General features: G+C 64.6%; 16 protein-coding genes. 2 read left to right on the top strand and 14 right to left on the bottom strand.

The features are described 5' to 3' along the window. Window positions 1–395 precede the first annotated feature (395 nt). The 5 genes from IEX85_RS08200 to IEX85_RS08180 form a co-directional block, all read right to left on the bottom strand. A complete protein-coding gene (locus IEX85_RS08200; protein WP_188860089.1) occupies window positions 396–1,232 on the bottom strand; it encodes an efflux RND transporter periplasmic adaptor subunit in 837 nt (278 codons plus the stop codon). Window positions 1,233–1,245: 13 nt separating this feature from the next. Further along, window positions 1,246–3,231, bottom strand: a complete 1,986-nt coding sequence (locus IEX85_RS08195) for a preprotein translocase subunit SecA (RefSeq protein ID WP_229721837.1) — start codon at window positions 3,229–3,231, stop codon at window positions 1,246–1,248. Continuing rightward, window positions 3,224–5,371: a PqqD family peptide modification chaperone gene (locus IEX85_RS08190; RefSeq protein ID WP_188860087.1), complete on the bottom strand. Its 2,148-nt coding sequence runs from the start codon at window positions 5,369–5,371 to the stop codon at window positions 3,224–3,226. Before IEX85_RS08190 ends, IEX85_RS08195 begins: the two co-directional genes overlap by 8 nt. Before the next feature lie 9 nt (window positions 5,372–5,380). Beyond that, window positions 5,381–7,255, bottom strand: coding sequence for an efflux RND transporter periplasmic adaptor subunit (locus tag IEX85_RS08185; RefSeq protein ID WP_188860086.1), 1,875 nt, complete (start codon window positions 7,253–7,255; stop codon window positions 5,381–5,383). A gap of 770 nt (window positions 7,256–8,025) precedes the next feature. Continuing rightward, window positions 8,026–9,228 (bottom strand): EAL domain-containing protein, encoded by a 1,203-nt coding sequence (locus tag IEX85_RS08180; RefSeq protein ID WP_188860085.1) that lies wholly within the window; start codon window positions 9,226–9,228, stop codon window positions 8,026–8,028. Window positions 9,229–9,408: 180 nt separating this feature from the next. Here IEX85_RS08180 and IEX85_RS08175 point away from each other — a divergent pair, with 180 nt between their 5' ends. Next, complete coding sequence (locus IEX85_RS08175; protein WP_188860084.1) at window positions 9,409–10,578, top strand: GAK system CofD-like protein; 1,170 nt, start codon at window positions 9,409–9,411, stop codon at window positions 10,576–10,578. Window positions 10,579–10,665: 87 nt separating this feature from the next. On the opposite strand, the gene IEX85_RS08170 is transcribed toward IEX85_RS08175, so the two are convergent. The 9 genes from IEX85_RS08170 to IEX85_RS08130 form a co-directional block, all read right to left on the bottom strand. Further along, window positions 10,666–12,099: a wax ester/triacylglycerol synthase family O-acyltransferase gene (locus IEX85_RS08170; RefSeq protein WP_188860083.1), complete on the bottom strand. Its 1,434-nt coding sequence runs from the start codon at window positions 12,097–12,099 to the stop codon at window positions 10,666–10,668. A 409-nt stretch (window positions 12,100–12,508) separates the two neighbouring features. Continuing rightward, window positions 12,509–13,483, bottom strand: coding sequence for an alpha/beta hydrolase (locus IEX85_RS08165; protein WP_188860082.1), 975 nt, complete (start codon window positions 13,481–13,483; stop codon window positions 12,509–12,511). Window positions 13,484–13,572: 89 nt separating this feature from the next. Next, window positions 13,573–15,195 (bottom strand): wax ester/triacylglycerol synthase family O-acyltransferase, encoded by a 1,623-nt coding sequence (locus IEX85_RS08160; RefSeq protein ID WP_188860081.1) that lies wholly within the window; start codon window positions 15,193–15,195, stop codon window positions 13,573–13,575. 67 nt (window positions 15,196–15,262) lie between these two features. Next, window positions 15,263–16,168 carry an alpha/beta hydrolase gene (locus IEX85_RS08155; protein ID WP_188860080.1) on the bottom strand — a complete coding sequence of 302 codons (906 nt, stop codon included), beginning with the start codon at window positions 16,166–16,168 and terminating at the stop codon, window positions 15,263–15,265. Window positions 16,169–16,174: 6 nt separating this feature from the next. Continuing rightward, on the bottom strand, window positions 16,175–16,993 hold the full coding sequence (locus IEX85_RS08150) for an alpha/beta fold hydrolase (RefSeq protein WP_188860079.1): 819 nt from the start codon (window positions 16,991–16,993) through the stop codon (window positions 16,175–16,177). Continuing rightward, window positions 16,986–18,407: a wax ester/triacylglycerol synthase domain-containing protein gene (locus IEX85_RS08145; protein WP_188860078.1), complete on the bottom strand. Its 1,422-nt coding sequence runs from the start codon at window positions 18,405–18,407 to the stop codon at window positions 16,986–16,988. The genes IEX85_RS08150 and IEX85_RS08145 overlap by 8 nt, the downstream gene beginning before the upstream one ends. 111 nt (window positions 18,408–18,518) lie before the next feature. Continuing rightward, window positions 18,519–19,016: a hypothetical protein gene (locus IEX85_RS08140; RefSeq protein WP_188860077.1), complete on the bottom strand. Its 498-nt coding sequence runs from the start codon at window positions 19,014–19,016 to the stop codon at window positions 18,519–18,521. A gap of 130 nt (window positions 19,017–19,146) precedes the next feature. After that, window positions 19,147–19,794, bottom strand: coding sequence for a TetR/AcrR family transcriptional regulator (locus IEX85_RS08135; RefSeq protein ID WP_188860076.1), 648 nt, complete (start codon window positions 19,792–19,794; stop codon window positions 19,147–19,149). A gap of 141 nt (window positions 19,795–19,935) precedes the next feature. Further along, window positions 19,936–21,270: a choice-of-anchor Q domain-containing protein gene (locus IEX85_RS08130; RefSeq protein ID WP_188860075.1), complete on the bottom strand. Its 1,335-nt coding sequence runs from the start codon at window positions 21,268–21,270 to the stop codon at window positions 19,936–19,938. Window positions 21,271–21,476: 206 nt separating this feature from the next. Between IEX85_RS08130 and gspE the strand changes: the two genes are divergently transcribed. Then, window positions 21,477–23,198 carry a type II secretion system ATPase GspE gene (gene gspE / locus IEX85_RS08125; protein ID WP_188860074.1) on the top strand — a complete coding sequence of 574 codons (1,722 nt, stop codon included), beginning with the start codon at window positions 21,477–21,479 and terminating at the stop codon, window positions 23,196–23,198. Window position 23,199 lies beyond the last annotated feature (1 nt).

Raw genomic sequence — 23,199 nt, 5'->3', positions numbered from 1 at the left:
TTGGGCTCGGTGCCCGATTCGATTCGCCGCGGGACGCGGCTCCCACGGTTCGGCAGGACCTGCGAATCGGGTGTAGGAGCCCGCTCCGCAGGCGATCTTTTCGCGAGCGGGGCACATCCAGGTCGTCGAAGCCCGGTATCGGTTCGCCCGGGGACCGGGCTCCTACAGCTGTTTCGTGGGAGCGGCGCACCCAAACGTACGGGCACTTCCCCGCCGCGAACGCTTTGGCACGATGCCCGATTCGATTCGCCGCGGGGCGCGGCTCCCACGGTTCGGCAGGACCTGCGAATCGGGTGTAGGAGCCCGCTCCGCGGGCGATCTTTTTGGGGGCGGGGCAGACCCCGAGCGTCGAAGCCCGGCCCCGGTTCGCCCGGGGACCGGGCTCCTACGAGCCGTTATTTACCGGCTGTTTCGCTGCCCGCGGCGAGGCTTTCCTCGAAGGTGACCTTGCAGCGCAGGCCGCCCGGCAGCTTGTGGTCCTGGTTGGGCATTTCAAGGCGCACGCCGACGGTGCCGCTGGCCGCGTCGAATACCGAGTCGACCACCTTGACCTGCGCCGGATACCGGCCTTCGAACGGTGCAACCGGTTCGACCGTCGCGGACTGGCCTGTGTGCAGGCTGCGGTACATGCCGACCGGCACGAAGGTTTCGACGTAGAGCGGATCCAGCGTCACCAATACCACTATGTGGGCGTCCTCGTTGACGAACTCGCCGCCGGAGAGCGCGCGTTCGACGATGATACCGTCGTTGGGGCTGCGAATGGTGCGCAGGTCCAGTTCGGCCTTTGCCCGTGCCAGCTCCATTTCGGTCACGCGCTGGTTCTGTCTGACCTGGGCCAGTTCCCGCTGCTGGATACGGTGATCGGCGTCCAGTTCGTCGAGCTGCTGCTGGGAGATGGCGTTGGTCTGCCGCAGCCGCTGGGCGCGCTGGAGGCTCTTGCCGCTGAGCGCCACCTGTTCGCGCTCGACGTCGATCAGTGCCGAGTTCTCGGCGCGCAGCTTGAGCAGGTCCACGGTGGTCGACTCCACCGAGGATTTCAGCCGGGCAATTACCTGGCCTTTCTCTACCTTTTCGCCCCGGTCGACCAGCACCTCGTCGAGAATGCCTCTTACGGGACTTGCGATGCGGATTTCCTTCGACGGATCGATGACGCAGTCGTAGGCCGCGGCCGAGGCCTCGGTGACCTGAAGCATCAGGCTGGCAAAGGATAGCGCGAGACAGCGTAAGTACATTTTGGGGGCTCCGTCATTCGGGCCGGCCGGCGAAGGCCAGCAGGTCATCGAGTTCATCGTCGGCACGCAGTACCTGCCAGCGCATGCGGCTGTGGCGCCGTTCCGTCTGCCGTTGCGCCATTTTCATCAGCCGGCCGCCAAGGCAGTCGCGAATCCAGGGCGGACCGCGTCGCAGCCAGCCGGCAGCGGCACCCTGGCCGAGCAGGGCGTCGTCCAGTGACAGCATGGCCTCGAAACTGCCGGGTTGCCCCTGACGGGCACTGCGCCCCTGCAGCTGCTTGTCGATGCGCGCGGATTCATGCCGCTCCGAGAGGATGATATGCAGTCCGCCCTGCGCCAGCACCGAAGCGTCCGGCACGATATCGGTGCCGCGTCCGGCCATGTTGGTGGCCAGCGTAATGCGTCCGGGTTGTCCCGCTTGGGCGATAATCATGGCTTCCTCGCGGTCCTGGGAGGCGTTCAGCAGCCGATAGTCGAGGCCCAGCCGGTCCAGGTGGTCGGCGGCTCGCCGCGAGGCGCTGACGGTGCGGGTGCCAATCAGTATGGCACGGCCCTGGCGCTGCAGTTGCGCCGCGCGCTCGGCGATTGCCGACCATTTTTCGTCTTCGCCAGGGTACAGGCGTTCGCCAAGGTCTCGGCGCTGGCACGGGCGGTGGGTCGGCAGCCGCGTCACCGCCAGACCGTAGACGCGCCATAACTCCAGCTCGACATCGCGCGCGGTACCGGTCATTCCGGCCAGGCGGGCGTAGCGGCGAAAGAACTTCTGGTAACTCATGCGTGCGACGGTGACGCGCCCGTCGGACGGCGGGCAGCCCTCCTTGAGCTCGATCAGCTGATGCAGCGGCTCGTGCCAGAAGCGGTCAGCCATGACGCGCCCGGTGGACTCGTCGACGATATGCACACTGTCGTCGTCGACCAGGTAATGCTCGTCGCGATGGAACAGCTTGAGCGCCGAAAGGGCGGTCAGCACCAGTTCCCGGCGCCAGGCCGCGATGGCCCAGTTACCGTCCCGCCCCGTCGCCAGACGCTCGAGCTGCAGTTCGCCGTCGGGCGTCAGCTCGAGCCGGCGCAGCTCCGGCATCAGCCGATAATCCCGCCTCGGTTGCAGCAGCCGGGCGATATGCAGCGCCGCTTCGAGGCTGTCGGGGTCGAAGGCGCGCGCCACGGGTTCCGAAATCAGCAGCGGTGTGCGGGCTTCGTCGACCAGAATGCTGTCGGCTTCGTCGATGATGGCGAAGTGCAGGCCGCGCAGCAGCAGCTGCGAACTGATGCCCTGTTCGCCGTAGAGACCGTCGAGACGCTGTTTGAGCGGGTTGGCCTGAAACTTGAGCCTGATCTGGTCGCGCAGGTAGTCGAAGGTCAGGGTCTTGTTGGTGCAGTAGGCGATGTCGGCGCGGTAAGCCTGGCGGCGCTCGTCCGGTGTCTGACTGGCCAGCGCCAGGCCCACCGAGAGTCCCAGGAAACGGTACAGCGGGCCGAGCGTCTGCGCATCCCGCTGCGCCAGGTAGTCGTTGACCGTCACCAGGTGCACCGGCTGGCCGGCCAGCGCCGCGGTGGCCGCGGCCAGCGCGGCGGTCAGGGTCTTGCCCTCGCCGGTCTGCATTTCGGCGATGTTACCACTGAGCAGGCTGAAGGCCCCGGCCAGCTGGACCTCGTAGGGACGCTGCTGAAGCACCCGGTCCGCGGCCTCGCGCAGGATGGCGAAGGCCAGCCCCGTCTCCGCCAGCGGAAAGCCCCCGGTGCGGCGCAGACGCGGCGCCAGCGAAGCGAACTCCGCGGTCAGTTCCGCATGGGTGGCCGCGCCGAGGCGTTCCTCGTGCAGGGCCGCCTGGCGCACCAGAGACCTGAGCCTGCGCAAGCGTCGCCGGTTGCCGCCTCGAACCCACCAGGCGCCGGCGGCACGGCCGAGCCGGTCCGCGGTGCTTTCGCGCTCGGCCCGCACGTCGCGATAGGCGTCGATGGCCGGGATGCGGATGGACGGGGCGGCCAGCTCAGGCATTGATACGGGCCAGGAACAGCTGACGCAGGCTGCGTACCAGCCGCGGCAGCAATGGTTGGGCGCCATGGTCGAAACGGATATGCACACGTTCGCCGATGACGCCGTCCGGCGGTGACTGCTGCAGCTTCAGCTCGAGCCTGAACATACGCTCAAGCAGACGCTTGCGCTGCGGATCCTCCGGATCCAGTGCGATACGGCCGCCGTCGACCAGTGCCAGCGCCTGGGGCGGCACATTGTCGACGGCCGCCGGGGTGTCCCGGGTGACCTGCGCCGGCAGTGCGGTTTCGATGTGCTGGACGAAGCGCACGTCGACCTGCCGGGTGTGGTCGCGGACCAGCTCGATGGCGCTCTGATCGATGAGGGTCTGAATCAGCGTCTGGCGCTCGCCGATGACGTGAGCCAGCGGGGTACCTCGGGGGAAGTACCGTCCCGGCAGATCTTCCGGGGCCTGTACCGTGAAGATACCGTCGTTGCGCGCGACAAGTACAAGTCGCGCCGCGCGTTCCTGCAACAGCTCGAGCGCGGCGGCGGTGCGGCGCAGCTGCTCCTGAATCATCCGCACCTGTACCTGGTCGTTCTGGCGCGCCGCCTGCAGGCGAGCCTCGAGTTCACGCCGCTCAGCCTCGAGAATGCGGATATCGGTGTGCAACAGCGGATCCTCAAGCCGGATCAGCGGTGTGCCGCTGCGCACGAAGCTGTTAGGCGCGGCCAATACCTCGGCCACGGTGCCGTCGGTTTCGGTGCGCAGCGAGGCTTCCTCGGGCACCCAGACCACGCCCACCACCAGCGTTGAATAAGGCAGCGGCACGACGCCGAGCAGCAGGGCAAGTGCGGCGGCCAGCGATCCGCTCAGCAGCAGGCTGTAGCGCCGTCGGCCCTGCAGCGAAGGGCTCATCAGCAGAAACTTCAGGCCCCGCGCCAGTGGCAGCAGCAGACTGTTGAACAGCATGTAGGCGGCAAGCAGAACCCCCGCCACCGGCACCTTGGTGAGCAGGAACCAGGCGATCCAGGCCATCAGCATGAGCCGGTAGCAGAAGGACGAGATGCTGTAGCCAAGCAGCCAGCGGGCTTCGCCCGGGGCCTGCACCGGCGAGCGCTGGCCGTTCAGGCCGAGCAGTCGGGTTTTGAGCAGGTAGAAGAAGTACTCGTTGGCACGTTTGCCGAGATTCGGTATCTCGATCAGGTCGCTGAGCACATAATAGCCGTCGAAACGCAGCAGCGGATTGCCGTTGAACAGGAAGGTGGAAACGCCGGCGATGGCCATAACGTTGAAGGCGAAGGCGCGGGCCAGCCCCGGTTCCATCAGGACCCAGGCCAGGGTCGCCAGTGCAGCCAGGAACAGCTCGACGATGATGCCGGCACTGGCGACCGCCGCGCGCTGCCATTTGGAGCGAAACGCGGACGACGCCGAGGCGTCGACGTAGGGCACCGGCATGAACACCAGGAACATCAGGCCGATTTCGTGCACTTCGCCGCCCCAGCGCCGCACCGCATAGCCATGCCCGAGTTCATGCAGTGTTTTCACCACCAGATAGGCGGCGATCATCAGCAGAATGTTGCCGGCGGATAGCACTCGATCGACGACGTTGTGCGTCAGTTCGCTCCAGTTGAGCAGTGCCAGCAGCGCCGCTCCCGGCACCAGCAGACACCAGAGCACAATGCCCGGCGGGCCGAAGATCCAGCGCACCAGTGGCGCGGTGCGGCGCAGAAAGGCGTCCGGGTCGAGCAGTGGCAGACGTACCGCCAGCGGATTTCGCAGGCGTTGCCCGAGGCGGCTGCGGCGCAACCGGCGCGCACGCCGGCCGGTTTCGTCGAGGTCCGGCAGCCGGTCGCCGATCAGCAGGTCGGCGCGATGCAGCTGCGACAGCAGGCGAATCACCTCGGCCTGGCCGGGCTGCTCGTTGCCCAGCCTTTTGCCCAGCTCCTGCCAGGCGTCGTCAACGCTGCGTTCGCCGTCGAGCAGTGATACGAAAAGGTTGGCGCTGGGGGAGAGACGGTGAAACTGGCCGGACTGCGGATCCTGGACCACGAACCAGGTCTGGCCGCGGTAAACCTGGCGGTGCGTGCGGGCGTGGCTGCGCAGCTGCAGCCGCAGGTGGCGGACGCGGTACCAGGCGCTGTCGAAGTAATTGTCGCTCATGCCTGCGGATTACCTCAGCCAGCGCCAGATGGCGATACGGGCGCTCTCGAGCAGCGGCCGGGTCCAGATCCACAGCAGGCGTCGCTCGCCGGCCTCGACCTTGGCCACGCCCTCCATGCCCGGGCGCAGGCCGGTTTCCGGCGAGATCAGACCGGCTTCGACGCGGAAGGTGTTGCGGCCGTTGCGCGCCTCCGCAACCGGAGTAATCCGGCGGATCTCGATATCGAAGGGGCGTTCCGGCAGGGCGCTGTTGAGCAACTGACCTGTCTGGCCGACCTCGATATCGGCGATCTGGCTGTCCGGTACCTGCAGCACCACGCGAAACTCGTCCTGCGGCGTAACTTCGAACAGGACATCGCCCCGTCTTACCGCCGCGCCGATCGACTGCTGCAGATCGCCGGACACGACCAGACCGTCGAAGGGGGCGATGATGCGGGCCCGGGCGAGCAGTTCGTCGGTCTGCCTGAGCTGGGCGTCGACCTTTTCGATCTGTGCGCTGACGATGTTGACTTCGGCGAGCTTGCGCTCGCTCAGCGCGCGTTCACGGGCAAACTGCTTTTCCTGCTTCTCGGCCAGCAGGCGCAAGCGGTCGAGGGCGATCTCGCGATCGTCGATGGCCGCCATCAGCTGGCCGGCCTCGACCCGGTCACCGGCCCGTACCGGCGCCTCGCGGATATAGCCATCGAAGGCGGCGATCACGGCGCGCTGCTGCGAGCCCTCGGTGGTCGACTCAGCCGTCACCCGGTAGGGACCGGTCAGCAGCAGCGAAAGCGCCAGAAACGCGAGACTGCCGCCGACCAGCAGTTTCTTGAGCGTGTGCCGGGGGCCGAACAGATGCTGGAGTTGGCGTCGCAGAGCCTCGACCGCCTTGACCGCCAGCCAGCGGTCGTTCTGGCGCTTTTCCTCTAGCACCGGGCCCAGCAACGCGGCGCAGGCGGCAAGGATGTCGATGCTGTCCTGATCGAACGGGCGGTTGGCCGGACGCTCGAACACCAGTGCGCCGACCGGCTGCTCGCGGGCCAGCAGGGGTACGGTCAGCAGGCGGACGTTGCCCGAGGCGGCAGACAGCTCGGCCTGGGCCTGCAGCGTCAGTGGCGGTCCGGAAGCCGGCGCTGGGTAGATCAGGAGACTGTGCTGGCCGATCGCTTCGTCGATTGCGTGTTCCAGCAGCCGGTTCAGGTTCATGCGCTGGCCGAACTGGGCGCTGTGGGAAACGCATTGCAGCCGGGCGTGATCGCCCCTGAGGAAGCCGAGGGACACCCGCTCGCAGTCGGCAAGCAGCGCAAGCTCCGTGGCACAGGCGTGGCACATGGCGTCGAAGCGCTCGTGCTGCAGTGCCGCTGCCAGCAGGTCGAGAGCTTGGCGGCTGCGTTCGGCCTGGCGGTCGCTGTGCTCCACGCCGTCCCGCAGGCATTGCTCCCGCAGCCGCGCGACGCCCCACTGCAGTTCCCGCATCGCACGGTTGAGGCGCGGTTCTGGCTGTTGCAACAGCACTGCGACGACGCCTTCGCGAGCACCCTGCAGCCGCACCGGATAGGCCAGCGCAGTGCGGGAGTCGGCGTCATCGGACCATTGCTGTACGATGCCCTTTTGTTCGGAAAGCGCGCGCCGGGCACTCTGCAACAGCCGTGGAGGTAACCGGGAGGCCGGCGGCCAGGTGGCCTGGACAGCGAAATCGCCGCTGACGTCAGGGTCGAATGCGGCGAGGGCGTACTGCACCTCGCCGATCAGCTCGCTCTGCAGCGACAGCCAGACAGGCAGCAGCGATTCCAGGCTGTCGGCTTGGTCCAGCTGCCGCCATAGGGACGGGGCGGATGCAGAGGCCGCAGCGTCGTTTTCTGCTTCCCTGTCGGCAGCCGAGGATGCCTGTTCGATTTCTGTCATGTTCCGCCCAAAGTCCGTTTCGCTATAGAAAGCTAGTCGCCGGATGGGGGGAATTCAATTGTAGGAGCCCGCTCCGCGGGCGAACCCGGGCCAGGCTTCGACGCCTGGGATCTGCCGCGCCCCCGAAAAGATCGCCCGCGGAGCGGGCTCCTACATCCGGTTCGCAGGCCCTGCCGAACCGTGGGAGCCGCGCCTCGCGGCGAATCGAATCGGGCACCGTGCCCAACCCGTTCGCGGCGGGGGAAGTGCCCGTACGTTTGGGTGCGCCGCTCCCACGAAACAGCTGTAGGAGCCCGGTCCCCGGGCGAACCCGGGCCAGGCTTCGACGACCCGGATGTGCCTCGCCCCCGAAAAGATCGCCCGCGGAGCGGGCTCCTACACCCGATTCGCAGGCCCTGCCGAACCGTGGGAGCCGCGCCTCGCGGCGAATCGAATTGGGCACCGTGCCCAACCCGTTCGCGGCGGGGGAAGTGCCCTTCGGGTAAGCCGCTCCCGGGAAAAACCCCTGTAGGAGCCCGGTCCCCGGGCGAACCCGGGCCGGGCTTCGACGCTCGGGGGCTGCCGCGCCCCCAAAAAGATCGCCCGCGGAGCGGGCTCCTACACCAGACCCGCAAGCCCTGCCGAACCGTGGGAGCCGCGCCTCGCGGCGAATCGAATTGGGCACCGTGCCCAACCCGTTCGCGGCGGGGGAAGTGCCCGTACGTTCGGGTGCGCCGCGCCCACGAAACAGCTGTAGGAGCCCGGTCCCCCGGGCGATCGAAAGGCGGTCCCTAGCGCAACGCCGGCATCAGGTCGCTGTAACTGGTGCCGATGCCGGACTGCTCCGGCGCCTCGACGTCGACCAGCATCACACGGTGATCATCCAGCGCCAGACTCAGGGTCTCGCAGGGCTGGCCGGTCACGATGTCGAGGTAGGGTGTCGAGCGCAGGATGCGACGGTCGTAGTCGGCCGCGCCCAGCAGTTGGTAGAAGTAGGGGCGCCAGCTCCAGTTGTTGCCCGTGACGCTTTCGTCGCCCCGCCAGTGACCGTCTTCGAAGCGGTAGTTGGGCGAGATTTGCTCGCCCTGGCGGTTGCAGATGAAAAAGCGCAGCATGCCCCGTGCCGGATGGTAGTTCGCCAGCGCCTCGAGGCCCTGTTCCACCCGCAGCAGGTCACGCAGGGCCATCAGATTGCTGTGCAGACCCTCGGTCTGCCACTGGCGGCGGGCGGTCGCTTCCACGCTGATATCCAGGTGCTGTTCGAGCAGCGACTGCACCCGTTCTCGCATCGAATCGGGCGCGGCAAAATCGGCCTGGGCCCCCTGGAACAGGAACCCCTGTACGTAGCTGGCGTTGCAGTGCAGGGCAAGGAAGAAGTCCTCGGGGGTTTCCACCCCCTCGCACACGATCTTGCTGCCAAGCTGAGCGCCCATTTGTCCGATCATCTGCAGAATGGCCCGCTTCTGTGCATGGTGTGCACCATTGTGGAACATTCGCAGATCCAGCTTGAGCAGGTCGGGGGTAAAGGCGATGAGTCGGTCGAGTTGCTGAAAGCCGCTGCCGAAGTCGTCGTAGGCGATCCGTACCCCGGCGGCACGGTAGGCTTCGGCCAGTTCGCGGATCGACTCCAGATCGCCGGCCCGCTCGGTGATTTCCAGCACCACCCGTGACGGGTCCAGCCCGACCTTGTGAATCATCTCGAGGGTGGGCAGCGTATCGAGGTTTTCCAGCTGGTCGATCCACTCGGGCGAGAGATTCAGGCAGAGGCCGCCCGAGGCGGCTTCGGCGGCAAAGCGCTCCAGCGCCTGGTAGCGCAGGCTGCGGTCGGCTTCGAGGCGTTGCGCGGCGCTGTAGTCGGGATTGGTGAAGACATTGGCGGCCGATTCGACCTTGCCGTCGGTCGTGCGGCGGCGAGCCAGGGCTTCGTAGCCGGCGATACGGCCGCTGGCAATTTCGATAACCGGCTGGAACCAGGGAAACAGTGTCTCTTTCATTATACTTTCTCACGACAGGATGCCTGATCACAGCAATCCCTGTGCCAGTGGTGCGTCCGGTGCACCGGTGGCTTTTTCGCAGCAGTGCAATGGGGGATAATGGCGGCTGTTTAGTATCAGGTAAGCTCCGTGCCAAAGGATCCCGCACCCCTTAATCCTCTCCCCGATTCCGAGTCGCCGGTGCTTCGGCGGCTGTCCGAGCGGCCGGCGCAGGACGCCGCCGGGCTCGGGCGCCGGATGCTGTTCTTCACCGGCGGTTCGGCGCTGGACAGCGCCAGCCGGGCGCTCAAGCACTACACGCACAACTCGGTGCATCTGGTGACCCCCTACGATTCCGGCGGCAGCTCGGCGATCCTGCGTCAGGCCTTCGGCATGCCGGCCATCGGCGATCTGCGCAGCCGCCTGATGTCGCTGGCGGACGACCGGGCGACCGGTCATCCGGAGGGGGTAAAGCTGTTTGCCCACCGGCTGCCGACAGACGCCGCGAGTTCGGCGCTCAGAGTTGAACTCGACAGCATTGTCCGCGGCGAGCATGCACTGGTGAAGGCGGTCGATCTGCACAATCGCAACCTTATCTGCGTGCAGCTGGCTGCCTTTCGCGAAGCCATGCCGGAGGACTTCGATCTGCGCGGGGCCAGTATCGGCAACCTGGTGCTGACCGGTACCTGGCTGCGTAACGCGCGCGACCTCGATTCGGCGATCGCCGAATTCGCTCAGTACGCGGCGGTGCTGGGGGAGGTGCATACGGTCACCAACGACAATTACCATCTGATGGCACAGCTGAGCGACGGCAGCCGGGTACTCGGCGAGCACCGGATAACCGGCCTGGATCTGGCGCGGCGGGGGCTGCGTATCGAGCGGTTCGGGCTCAGCCAGTCGCAGGAGGATTATCATCCGGTGACGTCGCTGCTGCCGGAATCGCGGCGCCAAATGATTGCGGCGGCGCAGATGATCTGCTTTCCGCCGGGCAGCTTCTATACCAGCGTGCTGGCGAATCTGTTGCCGCGGGGCGCAGGGCGCGCCATTGCAGCGACGCAGGTACCCAAGGTGTTCGTACCGAGCCTGGGCGGCGACCCGGAACAGGCGGGGCTGACTCTGACCGAATCGGTCGAGCGTCTGCTGGGTGTGCTGCGTGAGGATTGCGGGAGCGGAACGCCGAATAGCCGGCTGTTGAGCCACGTCGTGCTGGACAGCCGGCGCGGTCGTTACAACGGCGGTATCGATGCATCGGCGCTGAAAGCGCTCGGCGTCGAGGTGCTGGAGCGGCCGCTGGTATCGGCTGGCAGCGCGCCGCTGGCCGACGCCCAGTTGCTGGTGGAGGCACTGCTGTCGGTGCCATTGCAGCGCTGATTGGCGTCGGGGCGGCGCGATATGGTGTGCGCAGAGGCGGCCGGCGCCCCGCGTTCACCGTTGTGAAGGCGGGGCGGGCCGTCCGGCTCAGGCAGCCGCGTCGGGATAGGCTTCCAGCAGTTGCTCGAAGCTGCGCTCCAGGCACTCGCGGTAGAAGTCCGGATCCGGAAGAATGTCGCGGTGTGCCGTCATCGAGATGTTGAGCTTGCCGGCGTAACTGACGATCACGTGGTGCAGTCCCAGGCCCGCTGTCGGTACGATCATGCCGGCGAGGTTGAGCAACCGCGCGCCCTTCAGGTGCAGCGGTACCGCGGGGCCGGGCACGTTGGTGGCGAGTGCGTTGCCGACCAGCTGCATTAGCGGGTGCGAGGTGCTTTCGATAATGCCCATCAGACGCATCGAGGCCATCCAGGCCGGCGGAACGCTCTTCATCAGGTTGCTGACTTCGCGGCTGTCGATGTCCTTGGCAACCTTCTTGTTATGGCCGGTCGAGCGCATCACGGCCTGCAGACGCTCCCTGGGGTCGGCAAGCTGTACCGGCAGATCGGGCAGAATGAAGGAAACTTCGTTGCCCCCGGCGTTGCGCTGCGACTCCTGGCGGATATTGACCGGTGCCATGGCGCGCAGGCAGTCATCGGTGCGGTCGCCCTTGGCCTGCATGTAGTCGCGCATGGCGCCGGCGATGACCGTCAGCACCACGTCGTTGATGGTGGCGCCGGTTTCCTGTTTGCTGATGCGCTTGGCCGTGGCGAGGTCCAGCGAGGCGAAATTCCAGACAAATTCCTTGCTTTCGGGCTTGCGATTGAAGCGTGTCGAAACCGGTGGTCGCGTCAGCTTGTCGCTGTCCTTGCTGACGGTTTCGAGCAGCGTCTTGCCAATGCGCGGCAGTGAGTTGAGCAGCGGATTCATCATGCCCAGCGCGCCGATCAGGTTGTTGGAAAGCACCTGGCCGAGGCGATCGTAGTAGTTCGGCGCCCTGAATTCCACGCGAGGTTTCTGCGCCTTGTCATCGGCCTGGCTCTGGCCCTCGTCATGCAGCCTGGAAATGATTTCGACCACGGTATGGCCATCGGCGATGACGTGATGGACCTTAAGTGCCACAGCGATTGCTCCGGCCGGCATGCCCTCGACGTTGTCCAGACCGCGTACGATCAGTACCTCCCAGAGCGGACGATCCATATCCAGTGGGCGAGTCTGGAAGTCGGCCAGTACCGCACGCAGGGTCTCGGCATCGCCGGGCGCCGGCAGATTCACTTCGCTGAAGTGATTTTCGATCCTGAAATTCCGGTCTTCCGCGAGATAGGGGTTGTCGAGGTCGAACGGCACGCGCTCCAGGCGGGAGCGCAGCGCTGGTACCGCTTCGACGGTGTCGTGGAACCGTTCGAGCAGCTGCTCGTGGGTCAGCTCGCCGTCTTTGCTCCCGGCAGGGTCGTAAAAGAATACGGGGGTGATGTCGATCTGATATCCAGCCTTTTCAACGTACAGAAACAGGCTGTCCATCGTGTGAAGTTGCCTAAGCATTAGCTCTCCCGGCGCTTGGCCCAAATAGAATCGTTCTTACAAAGCGTTTTGCCTGGGGCCGTAACCCTTCGGCTTCTAATTGTGGCACCTCTGGTGGGAGTGGGGGCCCGTTGATTCCGACCAGGTCCGGATATTGTCCGCTGGGGTCGGCGAGGTGACGTTGAGGGGGATGCTAGTGGAAAAAATTAGAGTAAAAAAACTACTGGGTGCGACACTTCGGTGCGCAACCGGGCACAGACTGGAACGCTTTGTGGCGGGCAGAAGGTGAACGGCAGTCAGCCAGCCGATGGAAGTTCAGGGGGTGATGCTAAGGAAAGGAACATCACCGCTGGTGGGCGAGCGGTGAGAAACGGAAGCGGCACCGCCCCGGCAGAGTCTGGCCGGGACAGTGCGCGGTCGGGGCCGGAGGTCAGGGCAGGTGGCGGCGCACGAACGCGGCCATCATGTCGATTGCCTGACGGCTTTCGGGAATCAGGTGGAAGATCGGATGCACGTGGGGCATGCTGTCCCATACGTTGAGGGAGACCTCCACGCCTGCCGCTTTCGCCTTGGCGGCCGCCCGGGTCGAGTGGCTCAACAGGGCTTCGGTACTGCCGACGTGAATCTGTAGTGGCGGCAATCCCTCGTAACTGCCGTGCAGGGGCAGCGCCTCGGGGTTGCTCCGGTCTTCCGCGCGCGGCACATAGCTCGAGGCGAACAGCCTCAGGACTTCGGGACTGAACATCGGATCATGCTGCGTGGCTGCTTCGAGATCGGGCTCGTTGTCCGGGTGATCGGTCGCGGGCGACATCGTCACCACGCAACCGGGCATCGGCAGCCCCTCTCTGCGCAGCCTCATCATCAGCGCCAGCGCCAGGCAGCCACCGGCGGAATCGCCGGCAACGACGATGCGGCCGGGATCGATATCCTGGTCGAGCAGGTAGCGGTAGGCGGCGAGCGAGTCGTCGATGGCAGCCGGGAAGGGGTGCTCCGGCGCGAGGCGGTAATCAGGCAGCAGCGCGTTGGCGTCGAAGGCCTCGCACAGCCGCGCGGCAAAGCCGTCGTAGGTCTTGGGCGTATGGGCACAGAAACCGCCGCCGTGCAGATAGAGCAGGGTCCGGCTGCTCGGCTGCTGGCGGGTCAGGCTGTGACAGGGGACGCCGCTGACCTTCAGCGACTGAACTTCAATGTTCTGACCGACAGATAATGCCAGCCTTCCGTCCGTCTTGAGCATAAAACGGCGCAGTGCCGGAATTTCCGGCGGTCCGCTCATCCGGCTCTTGACGAACGTACGCAGCGCCCGGTTCAACAGGCGGGCGCGCCAGCTGACACGGTGGTTGACGAAGGGGCCGGTGGTGTAGTCACGCGATCCCAGCATGGACGCCGGGCTTTCCTGATCATTCATCCGCTGTACTCCTTGGGTGACGAATATCCGCTGCGCGCAGGAACTAAGGGGCCGCGATCATCGATGCGGCCCCTGCGCGAGCCCGGGCCTCAGTCCGCGGACTTGCCCGATGCCGCAGCCGGTGCCTTGGCGGTGCCGGTCTTGCTGCGGGTAGACGGCTTGCGGGCGCTGCTGGCCTTGCGCGTACGCGTCGCCGGCTTGGCTGCTTTGGCAGCGGTTTCGGCAGCTTCCGGTTGGGCGGTCGCGGCCTTTGCCGTGGTCTGCTTGCTGCCGGCGTCCGGATTTGGGGTTTCGATACCGAAGGCTTGCTTCAGCGCTTCGTAGGTGCCGAGCAGGCACTCGACGTAGAACTCGGGATCCGGCATCAGCTCAGGGCAGGAGACAACGGAAATGTTGAGCTTTCCATCGTAACTGTTGACGCAGTGGTTCATGCCCATGCCGTCGCCGATCAGCATGATGCCGCTCAGGTTGACCAGGGTCGCGCCGCCCAGATGCAGCTGGGTCGCAGGTCCCGGAACGTTCGTGACCACGGTGTTGCCGTTCATGTTCAGCAGCGTACTGGCCGCCTTGCCGAGCATGCCGGTCAAGTTCAGCGACGAGAAGTATGCCGCCGGGATGTTCTTGGAGAAGTCGTTCATCTGCCGGCCGCCGAGGCCGTTGGCGACTTCCTTGGCCTTGCGGGCAGAGGTGGCGGCATGTTGCAGCTGTGCCCTGGGGTCTTCCAGGTGCACCGGGAGGTCCGGGAAGAAGTACGAGATTTCGGTGCCGCCCTGGTTGTATTCCGACTCGTGGCGCACGTTCATCGGCGCCACCGCGCGCAGCACCTGGTTGACCGAGTCGCCCTTGCTCTGCAGGTAAGTGCGCAGTCCGCCACCGACGATGGTCAGTACCACGTCGTTGATGGTGGCGCCGGGCTGCTGCTTGGCGATCTGCTTGATGGTCGGCAGGTCGAAGCTGGCCAGGTCCCAGACGCGCTTGGCGCTCACAGGCGCATTGAAGCGCGTCTTCACCGGCAACTGCGGCATGCTGGTGGCGTTACGGCTGATCTCGCCCACCAGGGTTTTGGTGATGCCGGGGGCGGCGCTCAGCAGCGGCGACACCATGTTAATGGCGCCGAGCAGGTTGTTGGAGACGGCCTGGGTCATGCGGTCGAGCAGCGGCGGCGCTTCGTAGCGTCGCTGCGCCAGTTCCGGATTCTTGGCGGCGATGGTCTGACCTTCGTCGTGCATGTGGCCGACGATCTCGATCAGGCTGTGGCCGTCAACGACCACGTGGTGGAATTTCATCGCTATTGCAAAAGCGCCTTTTGGCAGCCAGTCGATACCGGACAGACCGCGGAATACGACCATCTCCCACAGCGGAACGCTGGTGTCGAGCTTGCTGGCCTGAAAGTCCCCCAGTGCCTGGCGCAGTGCTTGCCAGTTGCCGGGTGCCGGCAGCGTCACTTCGCGGACATGGTTTTCCAGGCGAAAGTTCGGGTCTTCGGCCAGGTAGGGGTTGTCAACATCAAGTGGCAGACGTTCCAGACGCGAACGCATCACCGGCAGCACCTTGATGCTCCTGCGCAGTTGATCGAGCAGCTGTGCGTGGGTCAGCTCGCCGCCCTTGGCGGTGGACGGGTCGTAGAAAAAGACCGGCGTGATGCAGATCTGTGCATTTTCCGCATCCAGGTACAGATATAGACTGTCCATGCTGTGCAATTGACGTTTCATTTCAGTGTAACTCCTAGCTCTCTTTCGGGGTCGTTGCCCCGTTTCATTACAAAAAATCGGTTAACGCTTAACTTTTGATTCGTTTCAGGAACCGGGCCATGCGGTCGATGGCTTCGCGCCCTTCCGGCAGCGCCACGGCGCCGAGGTGCCAGCAGGACGGCATGTCCTTCCAGATGTCGAGCTCCACCTCGACGCCCGCATCTTCCAGCGCTGCAGCCATGCGGCGGCTGTCGTCGAGCAGCATTTCGCTGTCCGAGACCTGCAGCAGTACCGGGGGCAGGCCATGCAGTTCGCCGAACAGCGGCGAAACCGCGCGGCGGTCGCGTTCGTCCTCCGGGCCCAGGTAGAAGTCCATGGCCCGTTCGAATGCCAAGCGGGTGGCAAAGCAGTCGGCTTCGGCATTCGATTCCATCGACGGCCCCGACAGCGTCAGGTCGTAGAGACCGGAGATGCCGATCAGGGCGTCGGGTCCGAGTCCGCCGTCCGCCAGCTGGCGCTGCACCAGCTGAAAGCCCAGGCAGGCGCCGGCCTGGTCGCCGGCAACGTAAAATGGGGTGCCGGGTTCGATGTCGTGCTGCAGCGCCTCGTACACCGCAATCACGTCGTCGAGGGCGGCGGGGAAGGCATGTTCCGGCGCCAGTCGGTAGCGCGGTGTCACCACCTGCAGCTTGAGTCGCTTCGCCAGTACCTGGGTCGCGCCGCGATGGCTCTGCGGCGAGGCCATCGAGAACATGCCGCCGTGCAGATAGAGCAGCACGCCCTTGGGCGTTCTGTGCGGCGCGGTCAGGAACTCGCACTCGACGCCGGCGACATTGCTGTGCTCGATGTTGACACCGATCGACGCCAGCGGCAGAAAGCGCTCGACCACGCTGTCCAGCTCGTGCCGGGCCTCCTCGAGCGTCAGGTGCGCGTTTAGCCGCGGCTTGTAGTGCCGGCGCAGGTACTGTTTGAGCAGGAAGTTCTGAACACTCATCGGACGCTACCAGACCCGTTCCAGCGGCTTGCTCATCGACAGCAGCAGACCGGCAAAGCCCTGACGCCGGTACGGCTTCCAGGACTCCGGCCGTTGCGCCAGCCGGTCGGCCAGCACCGCGAACACGAAAGCGTTGTGGGTCATGCCCGAGTGGCTGCCGGGCACGCGAACGTTCTCGGCGCGATCGTGCTGCAGCGGGTCCCGGGTGGTGGACCAGTAGCAGGCGCCGTCGCTGCGGGAGTAGATGGCGGTGGTCGGCACCGGTGGTGTCGTGCGCCAGTGATGCCAGCTCTTTTCGTTGACCAGACTGGTGTAGTCTTCCAGCGCGATGTTCGATCCCATACGCGCGACGAGGGTGGCGATGTTGTCGGCTTCCTCGTGCAGGTTGATGGGCGAGCCGAGGGACGTAACGGAGCGCACCAGTTCCGGAACTTCGTGGGCAACATAGCGCGCGAACAGCCCGCCCATACTCCAGCCGATCAACGATACGGGCTGCTGGTACTGCTCGGCCAGCAGGCGAACCCGGCTGGTGAGGCGGTCCTGGTTGCCCGCCAGCGGGCCTATATTCCGGCCCATATGCCAGGCATGACAGGAATAGCCGAGGCTGGCGAGATACTGGCGCAGCAGGAAGGTGCCCTCGTCACCGGCGGTCAGACCCGGCAGAACGAGCACCGGATGACCATCGCCGCGGGGCGTGTTCGGCAGCAGAGGCAGCGACAGCAGCAGGCCGGCGATTTCCAGCGGAACCCGCGCCTCGAGCAGGGAGTGAATCAGCGCCGGTCGCTTGCGGTCTTTTTCGGCAACGTGCGGTATCGGGTTAGACATTGTCTTTCTTTTTTCGATTCTGTGGTTTGGCTACGGCACTCAGCAACTCCTCGAAGCTGCGCTCGAGACATTCGTAATAGAAGTCCGGATCCGGCAGCATCTCGCGGCAGGATGTGACCGACAGGTTGAGGTAACGGTTGTGCCGGCTGGCAACATGGACCAGCCCCAGGCCGTTGGTGATCTCCGATACGCCCGAGAAGTACACCAGCGGAGCGTCCATCAGGTGGAGGTCCTGCGCGTCGCCGCCGAGGTCGATCAGCGCGGTATTGGCCAGTGGCATGCCAGCCTTGGCGCGCTGCGCCTCCAGGGTCAGACGGATGGCATCGGTCATGCTGCGGGTTGGCGAGCGCGTATCCGGCGGCGTGACCGGCGACCCGGTACGAGCCTGTGCGCGGTTGCGAATCAGTTGCTGCAGACGTTCGACGGGGTCGTCGGTATGCAGTGCCAGGTCTACGATGTCCCGAGATGCCTGCAGCGGTGCAGGCTCGCCCGTAGCAGTGAAGCTCGGCATCAGCGCCCGCAGCTCCCGGGGCGCCATCTCGGTTTTGTCCTCGAAATAGAGTCTCAGGGCGCCGGAAATGACAGCCAGCAGGATGTCGCTCTCTTCGGCGTCGGCAACGGCCTTCCTCAGACGACCAAGCTTGTCCAGCGCCATCGAGTAACTCTGCCAGACGCGGTAGTTCGAAACGTCGGTATTGAAACGGGTATAGGGAACCCGCACGCCGCCGGTCAGGACACCGTGGTAGAAGCGCATGATCGGGCTTAGGCTCTCGCTGGTTCGGCGCAGGGCGTTGCGGGTCTGCGCCGCGGCCTCTTCGACCGGGCGAAGCGCAAAGTTTAGACCGCTGCCGAGCATCGCGGTGACCGGTAGCATGGCGACCGGCCGGCGGGTGCTGTTACTGGGTGCCGGGCTGATTTCATCGTGCAAAGACCAGATCAGGTCCATCGCCTGCTGCGGGTCCATCAGACCTTGGTGCACCTTGCAGATCATGGCGAAGTGACCTTCGCCGAGCCAGGGGATGTTGTCCAGGCCTTCGACCACGTTGATTTCCCAGGGCGGACGACTCATGTCCAGGGGGCGGGAGTGAATACGGGCCACCTGAATGCAGAACTGGCGCCAGTCACCGGGCTTGGGCAGCGCCAGGTGACGCACGTGGAATTCAACATCGAAACGGTTGTCCAGGGCCCATTGCGGCTTGCCCAGAAGACTGGGGGAGCGCAGCAGACGCTGGAACTGCGGAAAGTGTTGCAGCCGGGTACGCACGCGGCCAAGGACCTGCTTGAAACGCAGGTGTCCCTCGGGTAGCGGGCGCTGGTCATAGATCAGCACAAAGGTCGCTGCCGACTGGGAGTCCGACGGCGCGAGAGGGTCGGTCAGGGCACTCAGTGCACTAGGCATCAGAGAGTTGGTCATCCTAAATTCCTTTTCTCGGAACATGGGAACTTCGGCGAAGGCTTGGGTGTCGGTGGCGCGGTGGTTTCGACCCGAAGCCTTCGATCAGGAGTGCTGAGTCACGCAAACAGTTTAGCTGGCGTCGGCTTCCGCTGCCGGCGATTCATCTGCCTGCGGGCGGCTGACGGCGTTGAGTTCGCTGCGCGCCTGGTTGATCAGCCTGCCGTGGATGGAGAGCAGCTTGAAACCCAGCTCCTGGGTGGCGCGAATCGGCTCGTCCAGGGACTGAATGTCGTGGGTGCCGAGCTTGACGCGCTGGGCGTGAAGTCCGTTGCTGACGTCCTGCAGCTGGGCTTTGACCAGCTGGGTTCCGTTCTCGACCAGTTGCTGCAGACCCTGTTCGGCCCCGGCGCCCTGCTCCGAAACGGTGCCCTGCAGCTGCTCGGCCTGCTGTCGGGCCTTGGCGGCCAGACCGAGGCCGGCGAGCATCAAGTCGCGGTTGAGCTCCAGGCTGCGGTCCAGGATGTCCCGGGTGCTGTTGAGCGCGGAGCCCGCGAGCTCCAGGTTGGATTCCAGCAGCTGCTGGCCAAGGTGCGTGAGATTCCCGCTTCCGATAAAGTCGAGTTGCATGTCTCTGATCCCCTCTAATGGCGTCTGCCCACAAGCGATGATGTCGGTTGCGGGCCTGATTGTTCGTGTTATTGAGGGTTATCGTAGAGAAAAGAATTAGAGTAAAAAAACTAGGTCGCCTCCCGCCGTTTCAGCGGTGGCTGTGCATGATCTCGATGAACTCGTCCCGGTCGCGCTCGCTGATGTAGGGCTTGAACATGCTCAGGATCTGAACGAAGCCCATTTTCAGATTGTAGGGATCGCTTTCCTGAGGTCTTTCCCGGTTGTTGGGCAGGCTGGCCGCGCGCATCGTGCCGTAGCCGCCCCACTGGGTGAAGATGAAGTGAACGTTGGTCGCAAGTCTGTGCATGTCTTCCTCTTCGACCACAAGTACACCGTTGCTGACCGCCAGATGGCAGAAATTGCGCCCAGCCTTGTCGGTCTGGCGCACCACTTCGCGAAAGTCCGGCTCGAGCTCGGGGTATTTCTGGATGACGAAAGCCGCGTCGCGAAAGATAAAGCAGTAACGGTGCACCAGCTGAAAGCAGAGTTCCAGGGAAGTCCAGAACTCCCGCGAAGCGACCGATTGCTGCTCATCGGCGCGCAGGAAGCGCATGAAGTCGGCGACGAACCACTGGTAGAGTTCGCGCAGAATCGCCTGCTTGTTGCGAAAGTGGTGATAGAGGTTGCCCGGGCTGATATCGAGACAGTCGGCGATATGGTTGGTCGAGACCTTGGCGATGCCATGCTCGGCGAACTGCTCCAGGCCACAGAACAGTATTTTGTCCCTTGTTTTCAAGGTTGAGTCCTTGTTGTGTTTTTTCTGCGGCGGCGCCAGGGGGCTGCGTCGCTGTTGCTCTTGTCACTGTATTGCATACGTCGAAGGCTGTGGGGTCAAGTTTTTGTCATCGGATACAGTGACTCCGGGCGAGCCTGCGCCTCACTGCAGCCGGACATTGATCGTCTCCAGCACGATACCGGGGTTAGCGCGCAGGGCGTGGTTACCGCCAAGTCTGACCGTCCCGACCTCAGAGGCGTCGATCGTCAGATCCCGGGTGACTGGCGGTAGCGGCGCGCGAAAGTGTATATCGACACCTTGCCGGAACACTTCCTGGTCGAACTTCAGAACCTGATGGCGCCTGCTCTGATTCAGTAACGTCAGCGCGCCCCTGAGCGAGCAGTCGTTCTTGCTCCGCGTGCAGCCACGAATATCTTCGTCACTCCTGGTGTCGACCTCGAACAGCACCTGCGGCTGTACTTCAAAGGCCCCGATATCGGCAATTCCAACGGCAAAACGTGGATCGCCGTTGCCGCGCTGATCCCAGGTCAACGGTTGTCCTGCCTCGTCCAGGGAGGCTGCGTTGTCGGCCCTGTTGAATGCGGGACTGCGCGAGTTTATTGGAATAGTCCGGGTAGGGCCGTTGTAGCGTCCCAGCTTTCCCAGCCCCGGGTCTTCCCGGGAAAAAATGCCGGTACAGCCACTGGATTTCTCGATGATGTTGGCGCGGCTTTGGGCCGCGAAATCCACTTCGGCGAGGCAGTCGAGCGGGGAACGGCTGTTGGCGACGATGCTGTTATTCATCAGTGCCGGGCCCGTGCTGTAGATAGCTCCACCCTGGGGCGCGGCGTTGTCGTCGAAGGTGGAGTGGGTCACGGTCAGCGCTGTGCCCGCGTGGTACAGGGCGCCACCGGCGCGATGCGCGCTGTTGCCATGCAGAGTGGAATTTATCAGGAAGAGGCTGCCTGCGTTGTATAGTGCGCCGCCGTTGTCCGAGGCCCGGTTGTTGTCGAGCAATACGCCTGAGAGAACCGAGATCCCGGCGTTAAAAAGTGCCCCCCCCTTATCGGCGCTGCCACGGGTCAGCGTCAGATAGCTGATTCGGGCGTGGATGCCGGGCGCGACGCTGAGAATGCGGTAACGCGTCTGCCCGTCCAATGTAACGCCACTTGCCTGCCAAAGCATGTCGTCGATATAGCCATCGATTACAAGAGCGTCGCGAATTTCGGGCAGAGGCGAGTTGAGCACAATGGTCTGGGGCTGTCGAAACAGGTCGCCATCGCTGGCAAACCGTATGAGGTCCGGTCCCGGCAGGGCATTGGCCTGAAGGATCGCTTCGCGCAGGCTGCCGGGACCGGTGTCTGCGAGCGAATTGACCACCTGAGTGCGGATCACGGCATCGCTGTGCCATGGAAAGGTTTGCGGCACAGAGCCTGCCGAGGTCGCCACGGCCGGCAGGAGCCAGAACAGGGAACTGAGAGCGGGCCCTGGGTGCATGGTTGCAGCTACCTCGAGAACGAAGACAGAGCAAGGGCTGCATGTAGATTAGACAAAATCTCGCGGCATTGGCCGGGTAGATCATCGACTATAGTTGAGCAGAAGGTGGTGCAGGGCAGATTCCGTTACAAAACCGTCATTTTGTCACAATGGCTGGTGTATGCTGGGGGATTCCACGGAGGGAGTGCGGTTAAGAGGAGTACCTGATGGACGTGGCTGAAGATACCCGGGGTGCGGCACTGGATGACCGGGCGCTGGGGCAGGCGCTGGTGCAGTCCGGCCGGTTGACCGAGACCGACCTGGCACGGGTCGAGCGCATGCGCAGCAGTCAGGCGGACGAAGCGCCGCTGTCGCTGCTGCTGGTGAAACTTGGCCTGGTGTCGGAGCGCAACATGGCCGCGAGCCTCGCCGAACTGCTGAAGCTGCCGCTGGTGGCGGCCGCCGACTACCCGGAGGCCCCGGTGCTGGAGGGGGAACTTTCGTACCGGTTCCTCAAGGAAGCGCAACTGGTACCGCTGCGCCGCGACGGCGAGCGACTGCTGCTGGCCATGGCCAACCCCCAGGACAGTTTTGCCGCCGAGGCCGTGGCGCTGGCCACCGACTGCGAGGTCGAACCGGTGGTGGGCGTGGGGTCCGAGATAGACTCCGCGCTGGAGCGGATGTTCGGCGAAGGCCAGAGCCAGATGGGCGATATCCTCTCCGAGGTGGCGCCGGGCGAGGACAGCGAGGAGAGCGTCGAGCTGCTGATGGACATGGCCAGCGGTGCGCCGGTCATCCGTCTGGTCAACCTCATCATTCAGCGGGCGGTCGATGCCCGCGCCTCCGATATTCACATCGAGCCGTTCGAGAACAGCCTCAAGGTGCGCTATCGCATCGACGGCGTGCTCAAGGAAGGCGAGGCGCCGCCGGTGAAGATGGCGCCGGCGGTGATTTCCCGTATCAAGATCATGGCACGCCTCAACATCGCCGAACGTCGCCTGCCGCAGGACGGGCGTATCGAGCTGCGGGTGCAGGGTCAGGACCTCGACGTGCGTGTCTCGACGGTGCCGACGATGTACGGCGAAAGCGTGGTGATGCGCCTGCTGAACAGGGAAAACGTGTCTCTGGACTTCACCTCGCTGGGGTTCGCGGACGATACCCGCGAAGCGCTGGAGGAATTGCTCAATATTCCCAACGGCATGATTCTCTGCACGGGACCGACCGGTAGCGGCAAGACCACGACGCTCTATACGGCGCTGCATCGCCTCAATACCCCCGAACGCAAGCTGATTACCGTCGAAGACCCGGTGGAGTACCAGCTCGAGGGCATCAACCAGATCCAGACCAAGTCAGCCATCGGCCTCAACTTTGCCAACGCCCTGCGCTCGATCGTGCGGCAGGACCCGGACGTCATCATGGTGGGCGAGATGCGCGACCTGGAAACCGCGCGTATCTGCATCCAGTCGGCATTGACCGGTCACCTGGTGCTCTCGACCCTGCACACCAACGATGCGGCCAGCAGCGTGACCCGGCTGCTGGAGATGGGGGTCGAAGACTATCTGCTGACCTCGACGCTGAACGCGGTCATCGGGCAGCGCCTGGTGCGGGTACTCTGCAGGCACTGCAAGGAAGCCTATACGCCGCTACCGGAGGTGGTGGCGGAACTCGGCCTTGAAAAGTACAGCGGCGGCAAACCGGTGCAGCTGTATCGGGCTGTCGGCTGCAGCGCGTGCGGCGGAACCGGATTCCTGGGCCGGGTGGTGATACACGAGCTGCTGCAGATGAACGATGAAATTCGCCGTCTGGCTTTGCAGCATGCGGACGCGGGGCAGATTCAGAAAGCCGCCAGGGCCGCCGGTATGCGCACCATGTACGAGGACGGCTGTATGAAGGCGCTGGCGGGTGTCACCAATCTTGAAGAAGTCATACGCGTCACCCAGGAGACCTGAT

The organism is Marinobacterium nitratireducens (genome assembly GCF_014645375.1).
Classification (GTDB): domain Bacteria; phylum Pseudomonadota; class Gammaproteobacteria; order Pseudomonadales; family Balneatricaceae; genus Marinobacterium_A; species Marinobacterium_A nitratireducens.
The sequence above is the reverse complement of the archived record's forward strand: the minus strand, read 5'-3'. Positions and strand labels throughout refer to the sequence as shown.

Bases quoted from the DNA above. Each gene is read 5' to 3' on its own strand.
- IEX85_RS08200 (WP_188860089.1), bottom strand. From the start codon at position 1,232: ATGTACTTACGCTGTCTCGCGCTATCCTTTGCCAGCCTGATGCTTCAG.
- IEX85_RS08195 (WP_229721837.1), bottom strand. From the start codon at position 3,231: ATGCCTGAGCTGGCCGCCCCGTCCATCCGCATCCCGGCCATCGACGCC.
- IEX85_RS08190 (WP_188860087.1), bottom strand. From the start codon at position 5,371: ATGAGCGACAATTACTTCGACAGCGCCTGGTACCGCGTCCGCCACCTG.
- IEX85_RS08185 (WP_188860086.1), bottom strand. From the start codon at position 7,255: ATGACAGAAATCGAACAGGCATCCTCGGCTGCCGACAGGGAAGCAGAA.
- IEX85_RS08180 (WP_188860085.1), bottom strand. From the start codon at position 9,228: ATGAAAGAGACACTGTTTCCCTGGTTCCAGCCGGTTATCGAAATTGCC.
- IEX85_RS08170 (WP_188860083.1), bottom strand. From the start codon at position 12,099: ATGCTTAGGCAACTTCACACGATGGACAGCCTGTTTCTGTACGTTGAA.
- IEX85_RS08165 (WP_188860082.1), bottom strand. From the start codon at position 13,483: ATGAATGATCAGGAAAGCCCGGCGTCCATGCTGGGATCGCGTGACTAC.
- IEX85_RS08160 (WP_188860081.1), bottom strand. From the start codon at position 15,195: ATGAAACGTCAATTGCACAGCATGGACAGTCTATATCTGTACCTGGAT.
- IEX85_RS08155 (WP_188860080.1), bottom strand. From the start codon at position 16,168: ATGAGTGTTCAGAACTTCCTGCTCAAACAGTACCTGCGCCGGCACTAC.
- IEX85_RS08150 (WP_188860079.1), bottom strand. From the start codon at position 16,993: ATGTCTAACCCGATACCGCACGTTGCCGAAAAAGACCGCAAGCGACCG.
- IEX85_RS08145 (WP_188860078.1), bottom strand. From the start codon at position 18,407: ATGACCAACTCTCTGATGCCTAGTGCACTGAGTGCCCTGACCGACCCT.
- IEX85_RS08140 (WP_188860077.1), bottom strand. From the start codon at position 19,016: ATGCAACTCGACTTTATCGGAAGCGGGAATCTCACGCACCTTGGCCAG.
- IEX85_RS08130 (WP_188860075.1), bottom strand. From the start codon at position 21,270: ATGCACCCAGGGCCCGCTCTCAGTTCCCTGTTCTGGCTCCTGCCGGCC.
- gspE (WP_188860074.1), top strand. From the start codon at position 21,477: ATGGACGTGGCTGAAGATACCCGGGGTGCGGCACTGGATGACCGGGCG.